Genomic DNA, 10,948 nt, shown 5'->3' on the forward strand with positions numbered 1-10,948 from the left:
GTCCGTGCAAACCAGGCGAACATCCCGCTCGATCCTGGTTGTAGGGGCATCGAGGATCGAAGGAGAGCACTACCACCAGGACAACGCCGTTGCGTTGGGGCTGTGGCCGACGGGTCAACCCGCTGCTGACTGTCGGGGCTTGTAGAGCAAGCCACGTCGAGCAGAAGAATCGCGCCGATCTTGCACTTTCTGTCGCCGATTTAGGCGGGATTGAAAACTAATGTCGGGGCAGGAAGTGCAAGATCGCGATGCAGGCTTGGTTGATGAGCAGTCATTCCGCCTGACGCAACGGTGTTGACAACCAGGATCGAGCGCGGGGCGGGGGGCGGGGCGGGGGGCGGGGGGCGGGGCGGGGGGCGGGGCTGCGGGGTGGTCGTGGCGGGCGGGCGGGCGGGGGGTGGCGGTGGGGTGGCGGGCAGGTGCACACTCCCGGTGGTCGGGTGGGGCGTTGAGCTGGGCGGGTAGGCTGACAGATCGGCCACCCACACCCCGGCGGCCGGAACTCATACCCCGGTTGTCACGAGCAGGGCTGCCAGACCGGCGGTCCTGGGGCGGCCGGGTCCCGTACGCCGGGACGACGGCGAGGAAGCGCAGCCATGATCAGTGTTTTCGACCTCTTCAGCGTCGGTATCGGGCCGTCCAGCTCGCACACGGTGGGGCCGATGCGGGCCGCGCGGACGTTTGTTGCCGGGCTCAAGGCCGACGGACTGCTCTCCGACGTCGCACGGGTGCAGGCTGAGCTGTTCGGCTCGTTGGGTGCCACCGGGCACGGCCACGGCAGTGGTCCGGCGGTGTTGCTCGGGTTGGCGGGCGAGTCGCCGGAGACGGTCGACACGGACAGCATCGGTCCTCGGGTCGAGCGGATCCGGGCCGAGCGGCGGATCAGCATCCTGGCCGCGCACGAGATCGACTTCGACCCGGATCGGGACCTGACCCTGCACCGCCGTCGTTCGCTGCCGTACCACCCGAACGGGATGACCTTCGCGGCGTACGACCACAAGGGTGCCGAGGTGCGCAGCCGCACCTACTACTCCGTCGGTGGTGGGTTCGTGGTGGACGAGGCCGCGGCCGGCGCGGACCGGATCAAGCCGGACAGCACGCGGGTGCGCTATCCCTTCCTGACCGGGGGGCAGCTCCTCGACATCACCACCTCCACCGGTCTGTCGATCAGCGAGGTGATGCTGGCCAACGAGCGTTCCTGGCGCAGCGAGGCGGACATCCGGGCCGGCTTGCTGGAGATCTGGCGGGTGATGCGGGAGTGCGTGGAGCGCGGCTGTGAGCGCGACGGCGTACTCCCTGGTGGGTTGAAGGTTCGGCGGCGGGCGGCGGAGCTGCGGCGTGGCCTGGAGGCGGACGCCGGGACGGCCGACCCGCTGCACGCGATGGACTGGGTGACGCTGTTCGCCCTCGCGGTCAACGAGGAGAACGCGGCCGGTGGCCGGGTGGTCACGGCGCCGACGAACGGCGCGGCCGGGATCATTCCGGCGGTTTTGCACTATTACACCCGGTTCGTTCCGGGCGCCAATGACGATGGTGTGGTGCGGTTCCTGCTGACGGCCGGCGCGATCGGCGTGCTGTTCAAGGAGAACGCGTCGATCTCCGGCGCGGAGGTCGGCTGCCAGGGTGAGGTGGGCTCGGCGTGCTCGATGGCGGCGGCCGGGCTGGCCGAGGTGCTCGGCGGCACCCCGGAGCAGGTGGAGAACGCGGCCGAGATCGGGATGGAGCACAACCTCGGGTTGACCTGTGACCCGGTGGGTGGCCTGGTCCAGATCCCCTGCATCGAGCGCAACGCGGTGGCTAGCATCAAGGCGATCACGGCCGCCCGGCTGGCGCTGCGCGGCGACGGTGTGCACAAGGTGTCGTTGGACAAGGTCATCAAGACCATGCGGGAGACGGGCGCCGATATGAAGGTCAAGTACAAGGAGACGGCGCGTGGCGGTCTGGCCGTCAACGTGATCGAGTGTTGAGTCCGGCGGATTCGGGGCATTCGTTCACCGACTGCTAACCTGTCGTCCGTTTCAGGAGGCGGGAGGCTCGCGGTGACCTCTGGCGTCGCGGCGTTGTGGTCGCACCGCAACTCGCTGCGTATCCTGGTCCGACGGGATCTGGCGGTCAAGTACCAGCAGTCGGTGCTCGGCTACTTCTGGTCGTTGATCGAGCCGCTCGGCATGGGCGCCATCTACTGGTTCGTGTTCGGGGTGCTCTACTCCTCCGACACCGGCCGGCATCTGGGCGAGGCGGCCGGGTCGTACCCGTTGTTCCTGATCACCGGGATCTTCGCCTGGATGTGGACCAGTTCGGCGCTGAGCGAGGCGACGAACGCGCTGACCGGCCAGTCCCGGTTGATCACCACGATGAACGTGCCGCGGCAGGTCTTCCCGATCGGCCGGGTCACCGGCCGGTTCGCCGAGTACGCCGCCGGCCTGCCGATCCTGATCGCCATCGCGGTGATCTACGCGGTGCACGGTCGGATCCACCCGGGCTGGTCGCTGCTCGCCCTGCCGCTCGCGGTGGCCGTCCAGGCCGTCCTGTTGACCGGGCTGGCCCTGCTGCTGTCCGCGTGGAACGTGTTGATGCGCGACGTGGAACGGTTCCTGCGGCTGATCATTCGGGTGCTCTTCTACGCCACGCCGATCATCTATCCGCTCAGCCTGGTCCGGGAGTCCGAGCTGCCCGGCTGGCTGAAGCTGGTGTACGAGCTGAACCCGCTGGTCGGGATCTTCCAGTTGCACCACGCGATCTGGTACCCGGACGAGTTCCCGAACGCCCGACTGCTCGCCACGACCGTCGTCGGCAGCGTGCTGGTGCTGGCCGCCGGCTGGTGGTCGTTCCGTCGGTTGGAACCCGCCGTGCTCAAGGAACTCTGACGTGGCCGCGCCGATCATCGAGGCCGACGGCCTGGGCATCCGGTTCGTCCGCAACCGTCGCCGGCAGCTGCGGCTGCGGGAGTTGTTCATCCACCGGGGCGGGCGCGGCGCCCTGCCCGGCCAGTTCTGGCCGCTGCGCGACGTGTCGTTCACCGTCGAGCCGGGCGAGACGGTCGGGGTGATCGGCCGCAACGGTACCGGCAAGAGCACCCTGCTGCGGCTGATCGCCGGGGTGCTCATCCCGGACGAGGGCAGCATCCGGGTGCACGGCGCGGTGGCGCCGTTGCTGGAGTTGTCCGCCGGTTTCGCCAACGACCTGACCGGACGGGAGAACCTGCACCTGGTCGGTGGGCTGCACGGGCTGTCGACGGGCTACCTGAAGCGGCACTTCGACGAGATCGTCGAGTTCGCCGGTGAGCAGGTGCAGGGTGCCATCGACACGTCGGTGCGGCACTACTCGTCGGGGATGAAGGTGCGGCTGGGCTTCGCGATCATCTCGCACCTGCCGCACCCGATCCTGCTGATGGACGAGGTGACCGCGGTCGGAGACGCGGAGTTCCGCAAGAAGTGCTACGCGACGATTGATCGTCTGCTCGGGGAGGGGCGCACGCTGGTGCTGGTGTCACACAACGAAAAGGACCTGACCCGGTTCTGCCGTCGGGGGTTGTACCTCGACGCGGGCCGGTTGACGCTCGACGGCACCATCGCCGAGGCGCTCGACGCATACCACGCCGCGGTTCCGCGGTGACGCTCGCGATCGTGCTCGCCGCCGGGACGCCCGCGGCGGGCCTGACCACGTCGACCGGCGAGCTCCTGACCGAGCGGCTGGCCGCCCAACTGCGCCGGGCCGGCGCGGACGAGGTGCGGTTCGCCGGCGACCTCGACGAGCTGGCCGCGCTTGTCGACGCCGCCGCCGGCCCACTGCTGATCACCGGCGCCGACCTGGTCGCCCACACGGCCGTGCTGCGGCACCTGGCCACCAGCCCGGTCGGGCCGACGGTGGCGTTGGTGCTCACCGACCCGCCGGTGCCCGGTCGGACCGCTGTGCGGGAGGAACGCGGCCAGGTGGTGGACGCCGGCCCGCTGGAGGCCCTCGACGGCGACGCCACCGGTGTGTTCGGTGGCGCGCTGCGGGTCGGTGTGGACGACCTGCCGACGCTTGCCGCCGCCGCCCGCGCCGCCGCGTCCGGGGTGCTCCCGATCGGTGCGGTCGGCGACGTGTCGCCGCTGCCGGCTGCCGGGGGAGCCGGGCACGGCGTCCCCTCCTCCGCCGTGGACCGGCTCGTCGCGGGTCTCGCGGCGCTCGGCACCCTGATCTTCGCCCAGCGGGTACGCCTGCTCGTCGCGCACCGGGTTACGGACGCATCCGGGTTGGCGGCTGCCGAAGCCGCGGTTACCGCTGTCGACGAGGACCGGGCCGAGCTGCGGCTGTCGGTCAAGGAGAAGGACGACTTCTTCTCCACCTACTTCGTCAGCACCTGGTCGCCGTACGTGGTCCGGCTGTCGGCCCGGCTCCGGCTCACCCCGACCGGGGTGACGGCGATCTCGGTGCTGTTCGCGCTGGCCGCGGCGGTGCTGTTCGGGGTCGGCGGGCGACCCGCCCTGGTCGGCGGCGCGGTACTGCTCTATCTCGGCTTCGTGCTGGACTGCGTGGACGGCCAGTTGGCCCGCTACACCCGGCACTTCAGCGCCTGGGGCGGCTGGCTGGACACCATGGCGGACCGCGCCAAGGAATACCTGGTCTACGCCGGCTTGGGCTTCGGGGTGAGTCACGCCGGGTTGGGCAACGGTTGGGCGTTGGCGATCGCCGCGATGACGTTGCAGACCGTCCGGCACATGACCGACACCTGGTACGGGGTGCTGCACGACGAGGCAGCCCGCCGACCCCGGGCGGCGGCGGGCGCCAGCGGCGGCATCGGCGACCGGTTGAACGCGGCGTCGACCCGGGTGCAGGCGGACACCGGCTCGGTGTCGTACTGGCTCAAGCGCACGGTGGTCTTCCCGATCGGTGAGCGCTGGGCGTTGATCGCGGTGACCGTGGCGCTGTTCAATCCGCTGGTCAGCCTGATCGCGGTGCTGGTCTGGGGGGTGCTGGCGTTCGCGTACACCGGGGCTCTGCGGACGCTGCGCGCCCGCTGGATGTGGGTGCCGGTGCTGGACACGGTCGATGCCACCCTGCACCGCGACGACGGGCCGTTGGCCCGGCGGCTGCCCGTGGTCCGCCCGATGGGGCCGCTCACCCTTGCGGTGCTCGCCGCGCTCGGCCCGGCGGTGCTGCTAATCGTCGCGCTGCTGGGGGATGCGTCGGGCGGGCTGCGCTGGGCGGTGCCGGTGGCGCTGCTGGTGCTGCTGGCCGGCGGTCTGGGTGCCGGGGCGGCGCACAACGGGCCGTTGGACTGGCTGGTGCCGGCGGCGCTGCGGGCGGCCGAGTACCTGTTCGCCATCGCGGTGGGCGTGGTCGGCGACGTACCAGGTTGGTTGATCTTCGGGTACGTCTTCGTGCTCACCGTGCACCACTACGACCTGACCGCCCGGCTGGAGAAGCGGCAGGCGGCACCACCGCTGCACGCGGCCACGTTGGGCTGGGAGGGACGGTCGGTGCTGCTGGCCCTCGCGGCGATTGCCGGCATGGCGGGTATCGGGCTGGCTACACTCGGTGCGTACCTTCTCGTGCTTTTCGTGGTGAGCGTCGTCCTGGCCTGGTTCGTCCGACCGGCCCGTAGCGCGCGGGCGCTTGTCGCGCCGGTGAGCGCCGGAGGTGCCGCGCCACGCTGACGGAGGGACGGCCGGATGACCCTGATCAGCTTCGTGGTGCCGGCCTTCCGGGTGCAGGGATACCTGCGCGAGTGCCTGGACTCCATCCTCGGTCAGCCGGAGACCGACATCGAGGTGATCGCCGTCGACGACTGCTCGCCGGACGCCAGCGGCGACATCATCGACGAGTACGCGGCCCGCGACCGGCGGGTCCGGTCGGTCCGGCTGCCGGAGAACGTCGGCCTCGGTCCGGCTCGCAACATCGGGCTGGACCGGGCCGTCGGCGAGTACGTGTGGTTCCTCGACGGCGACGACTGGCTGGCGCCGGAGTGCCTGTCGGAGGTCGCCGAGCGGTTGCGGGTGACCCGCCCCGACGTGCTGCTCGTCGACCACGTCCGGACCCACTGGAACGACACCGCCACCCGCAGCGCGATGGCCGAGGTGTTCCCCGAGTCGCCCGGCGCGGGCACCTTCCGGTTGCGGGACCGACCGGCGGCGATGCACCTGCTGCACACCGCGTGGAACCGGTTGGTCCGCCGGGAGTTCCTGACCGACCTGGGGCTACGGTTCGCGCCCGGCTGGTACGAGGACGTCTCGTTCAGCTACCCGGTGCTGATGGCGGCGCAGCGGATCGGCGTACTGGATCGGGTCTGCGTCAACTACCGGCAGCGCCGCGCCGGCGCGATCACCCGGACCCGGGGGGACCGGCACTTCGAGGTCTTCCCGCAGTGGCACCGGGTCTTCCACCTGATGGACGCGTGGGGCTCGGCGACGGCTTCCCTGCGCCCGGCGGTCTTCGAGCGGATGATCTGGCACTACCTGACCGTGCTCGGCAATGGTCAGCGGATCGCCCCGGAGTTGCGGCCGGCGTTCTTCGCGCAGATCACCGCCGACTACGAACGCTGGTTGCCCCCCGGCGGCTATCCGGTGCCGGACGGGGTGGAGGGGCTCAAGCACCGGCTTGTCGCTTCCGGTCGGTGGCACACCTTCAGTGCGTTGCGGGCCGCGAGCCGGGCGCGGGACACCGCCCGCCGGAAGGCCCGCACTGCCCGGCGCCGGGTCGGCCCGGTCGCTCGGCGCGGTGCGCGGCTGACCCGCGACGGGTTGCTGCGCGAGTACTACCGGGCCGAGCTGCGGCGACCTGTCGATCCGAGCCTCGCCGTGTACGCCGCCTACTGGTACCGGGGTTACTCCTGCAACCCGGCGGCGATCTACGAGGTCGCCCGCCGGCTGGCGCCGGGGATTCGCGGTGTGTGGATCGTGCGCCGGGACCGGGTGGACGCCGTACCGGCCGGGGTGGAGTACGTGGTCGCCGGCACCCCGGCGTACTACCGGGTGCTCGCCCGCGCCCGCTGGTTGGTCAACAACGTCAACTTTCCGGACTTCGTCCGTAAGCGACAGGAGCAGGTGCACCTGCAGACCCACCACGGCACTCCGGTGAAGGTGATGGGGCTGGATCAGCAGCGCTACCCGATCGGTGCCGGCCGGATGGACTTCGCCGGGCTGCTGCGCCGGGTGGACCGCTGGGACTACAGCGTCAGCGCGAACAGCTTCTCCACCCAGATGTGGGACCGCGCGTACCCGGCCACGTACACGACCCTTGAGGTGGGTTACCCGCGCAACGACCGGCTGGTCACCGCCGGCCCGGACGAGGTGCGCCGACTGCGCGCGGAGTTCGGCCTCGGCCCCGACGAGCAGGTCGTGCTGTACGCCCCGACGCACCGCGAGCACCTGCCCGGCTACCGGCCGCCGTTCGACCCGGACCGGTTCGTGCGGGCGCTCGGTGACTCGGGCCGGCTGTTGATGCGCAGTCACTACTTCCACGACCGTGATCGGCGTCCCGGTCGACCGGCGGACTGGGAGCGGGTCCGCGACGTCAGCGGCCACCAGCGGGTGGAGGATCTCTACCTGGTGGCAGACGTACTGGTCACCGACTATTCGTCGGCGATGTTCGACTACGCGGTGCTGGATCGGCCGATCGTGTTGTACGCCCCGGACTGGGCGGCGTACCGGCTGGCCCGTGGTGTCTACTTCGACGTGACGGCCGAACCGCCGGGTGCGGTGGCCACCACCTTCGACGATCTGCTCGACCTGTTCCGGACCGACGCGGTGCGGTCGGATGCGGCGGCCAGGGCGCGCGAGCATTTCCGGGGTCGGTTCTGCACATTGGACGACGGGCACGCGGCGGAGCGGGTGGTGCGTCAGGTGTTCCTCGGCGAGCCGGTTGAACGGTCCGGAAGCTGCTGATCGGACTTTTGTCGCTTAATAGCAGCGTCACCGACTGAACATAGGACGTTTACCCGATGTCCTAAACCAATGATCCTGGTCACAGTCTTCAGGGGTTCGGCCGACCAACTGGGGGGGACGACGGTGAGTACCGTCACGCTCAAGGATGTGACCAAGGTATTCAGAGATGGCACCATGGCCGTCGACAGCATCAATCTCGATGTCAACGACGGCGAGTTCATGGTGCTCCTCGGACCGTCCGGTTGCGGAAAGTCCACCGTGCTGCGGATGATCGCCGGGTTGGAGGACCCGACCAGCGGGGCCGTCCTGCTCGACGGCGAGCTGGCGAACGACCTGCCCCCACGGGACCGCAAGATCGCCATGGTCTTCCAGGACTTCGCGCTCTACCCGCACATGACCGTCGGCGACAACATCGCCTTTCCGCTGCGGCTGGCCGGGGTGGAGCCGGAGCCGCGCGGTGAGCGGGTCGGCGACGTGGCCAGCGCGCTGGGCATCGGTGACGTGCTGGCCCGCAAGCCCGGCCAGCTCTCCGGTGGGCAGCGGCAGCGGGTGGCGATGGGCCGGGCGATCGTCCGCCGGCCCGGCCTGTTCCTCATGGACGAGCCCCTGTCGAACCTGGACAGCGGCCTGCGGGCGGAGTTGCGCGCGGAGATCTCGGGGCTGACCCGGGAGTTGGGCGTCACCACCGTCTACGTCACCCACGACCAGGCCGAGGCGCTCACCATGGCCGACCGGGTGGCCATCATGCGTAAGGGCGTCCTCCAGGACGTGGGCACACCCACCCAGGTGTACGGCCGGCCGGCGACGCTCTACGTGGCCGCCTTCCTGGGCAGCCCCCGGATGAACCTGTTGGAGGCCTCGGTCTACGTCCACCTCGACCGGTACGTCACGCTCAACCTCGGTGAGCAGTCGCTCTACCTGCCCTGGAACGACATTCGCAGTCGGGCGGTGGCGCACTACCACGGCGAGCGGATCGTGGTCGGCATGCGGGCCGAGGCGCTCACCCCGGTCGCAGCGGACAGCCCGGGCGACGTGCTGCGCGGGCGGATCCGCTACCTGGAGCACCACGGGCACGAGTCGCTGGCGTTCCTCGACATCGGCGCCACCGCGATCATGGTCGACGAGATGGGTGCGCCGCTCGACCCGCCGCCGGTGGGCCAGCGCGGCCTGCGTCGGTTCGGCTCGGTGATGCAGCGACTCACCGGTAAGCCGGTAGAGCCCCAGGAGGTGCCGAGCAGTGGCACCCAGACCAGTGTGCTTCCCGATCCGGGCCGGCACCACCGCCGCCCGGCGGAGCTGGCGGTGCGGTTGGCGCCGTACCCGGCGGTGACCGCCGGTCACCCGCTCGCCGTCTCGGTTCGGATGGACGCGCTGCACTTCTTCGACGAGCGGGGTGCCCGGATCGATGTGGGGTGGCGTTGAGGACTCACCGGAGCAGGGTGGCGGCCCGGCCCGGGGTGCCCTACCGTCTGCCCACCAGTCCACAGTGAAAGACCACCGAAAGAGGTGCGCCCGTGTCGGGTGACCGTCCCAGTCCGCTCGTCATCGAGCGCATCCTGCGTGATCGTGAGGGCATCTGGCAGCAGATCGTGGCCGAGGGTGACCTCAACAAGCTGACCGGGCGGATGCTGACCAGCTCCGCCATCGCGTTGGCCTGCTACGGGGCGGTGCTGGGCTTCTTCCACAGCCCGCTGATGGCGCTGACCTCGGCGCTGAAGCTGCCGCTGCTGTTCCTGGTCACCCTGGTCATCTGCCTGCCCACGCTCTACCTGTTCAACCTGGTCTTCGGCGCCCGGCTCTCGGTGCGCCAGTCGTTGGCACTGGTGATGGTGGCGATCACGGTCACCTCGATGCTCGCGGTGGCGTTCGCGCCGATCAGTCTCTTCTTTCTGATCACCGCGAACGACTACGGGTTCTTCAAGCTGCTCAACGTGGCGATCCTGGCCCTGTCGGCACTTGTCGGGCTGCGCTTCCTGACCAGCGGCATGCAGGTGCTCAACGAGCACGGCCTGCTCGCCGCGCCGTCGACCGCCAACGCCCAGGTCAACGCGCACGCCACCGCCCCGGCTCCGGCGGCGCCGACCGGGGTGCCCACCGCCTCGGCGCCGGCAGCCGCTCCGGCCGTCCCTGCGGGTGCCGCGCCGGCGACCGTACCGGCCGCGGTCGCGGTGGCCGAGCCCGCACCGAACGGCGCGAGCGTCGCGCCGGCGCACGTTCCGGCGCAGGGGAGTGGCCAGGCCGCCGGTGCGCCTCCGGTGAGCACGCTGCCGCCCGGTTACCCGCACTCCTGGAACGACCGCTCGATTCGACGGGGTGAACCGACGCAGCGGCCGGCGAGCATGACCCTGCTCTACATCTGGATCCTGCTCTTCGGCTTCGTCGGCACCCAACTGGCGTGGACGCTGCGCCCGTTCTTCGGCGACCCGGGTCAGGATTTCGCCTTCTTCCGCAGCATCGACGGCAACTTCTACGCCGAGATCCTGCGGACGATCGGCAACCTCTGAGCCTCGGCCGAAGGTGAGAAAACGCCTGTTGCCGGCCTGGTTACCGGCTAGTAACGTCGACTCATGACCATCGACTCCCGCCAGGTGGCGGCCGGCATACTCGAAGCGGTGCCCTTCGCCCGTACGCTCGGGCTCGAATTCGTCGAGGTGGCGCCCGAGGCGGCGGGCGGGGTCCGGGCGGTCGTCCGGATGCCCGACTCGCCGGCCACCCACAACCACGTCGGCGGCCCGCACGCGGGCGCCCTCTTCACCCTCGGCGAGACGGCCTCCGGCGCGGTCGTGCTGGCGGCCTTCGGGCACCTGCTCGACCGGGCCGTGCCGCTCGCCGTCCGAGCCGAGATCGCCTACCGCAAGCTCGCCATGGGTCCGGTGCGGGCCACCGCGCGGCTCGGCCGGCCCGCCCTCGACGTGATCGAGGAGTTCGAGTCCGGCCGGCGGCCGGAGTTCGGGGTCGACGTGGAGATCGCGACCGAAGACGGCACGCCGACGTCGGCCCTGACGGTGATCTGGACGCTGCGACCCAACTGAAACCGTGCCAAGGAGGCCGAAACGGGTTTGCGGGCCCAGCGGGGTGGA

The 10,948-nt window shown here is 70.5% G+C and carries 8 protein-coding genes; all 8 read left to right on the top strand.

What is annotated here, in order from left to right; translation table 11 throughout:
- Nucleotides 1–596 precede the first annotated feature (596 nt).
- The 8 genes from ACFYPM_RS01810 to ACFYPM_RS01845 all read left to right on the top strand — a co-directional run bounded on the left by ACFYPM_RS01810 (nt 597) and on the right by ACFYPM_RS01845 (nt 10,900).
- Nucleotides 597–1,967, top strand: coding sequence for an L-serine ammonia-lyase (locus ACFYPM_RS01810; RefSeq protein WP_387190151.1), 1,371 nt, complete (start codon nt 597–599; stop codon nt 1,965–1,967).
- A 72-nt stretch (nt 1,968–2,039) separates the two neighbouring features.
- Nucleotides 2,040–2,867: an ABC transporter permease gene (locus tag ACFYPM_RS01815; protein WP_387190153.1), complete on the top strand. Its 828-nt coding sequence runs from the start codon at nt 2,040–2,042 to the stop codon at nt 2,865–2,867.
- A 1-nt stretch (nt 2,868) separates the two neighbouring features.
- Entirely contained in the window at nt 2,869–3,615 is a 747-nt protein-coding gene (locus tag ACFYPM_RS01820) for an ABC transporter ATP-binding protein (protein WP_357251932.1), read from the top strand.
- Nucleotides 3,612–5,642 carry a DUF5941 domain-containing protein gene (locus tag ACFYPM_RS01825; protein ID WP_387190156.1) on the top strand — a complete coding sequence of 677 codons (2,031 nt, stop codon included), beginning with the start codon at nt 3,612–3,614 and terminating at the stop codon, nt 5,640–5,642. Before ACFYPM_RS01820 ends, ACFYPM_RS01825 begins: the two co-directional genes overlap by 4 nt.
- A 15-nt stretch (nt 5,643–5,657) precedes the next feature.
- Complete coding sequence (locus ACFYPM_RS01830) at nt 5,658–7,868, top strand: CDP-glycerol glycerophosphotransferase family protein (protein ID WP_387190158.1); 2,211 nt, start codon at nt 5,658–5,660, stop codon at nt 7,866–7,868.
- Nucleotides 7,869–7,991: 123 nt separating this feature from the next.
- Nucleotides 7,992–9,290, top strand: coding sequence for an ABC transporter ATP-binding protein (locus ACFYPM_RS01835; protein WP_387190161.1), 1,299 nt, complete (start codon nt 7,992–7,994; stop codon nt 9,288–9,290).
- A gap of 92 nt (nt 9,291–9,382) precedes the next feature.
- Nucleotides 9,383–10,372 carry a hypothetical protein gene (locus ACFYPM_RS01840; protein ID WP_387190163.1) on the top strand — a complete coding sequence of 330 codons (990 nt, stop codon included), beginning with the start codon at nt 9,383–9,385 and terminating at the stop codon, nt 10,370–10,372.
- 63 nt (nt 10,373–10,435) lie between these two features.
- The gene (locus tag ACFYPM_RS01845) at nt 10,436–10,900 is read left to right on the top strand and encodes a DUF4442 domain-containing protein (protein ID WP_387190165.1); all 465 of its coding nucleotides are present in this window, start codon (nt 10,436–10,438) and stop codon (nt 10,898–10,900) included.
- Nucleotides 10,901–10,948: the final 48 nt, after the last annotated feature.

This window comes from Micromonospora sp. NPDC005203 (assembly GCF_042872705.1).
In the GTDB taxonomy this organism is placed as follows: Bacteria; Actinomycetota; Actinomycetes; order Mycobacteriales; family Micromonosporaceae; genus Micromonospora.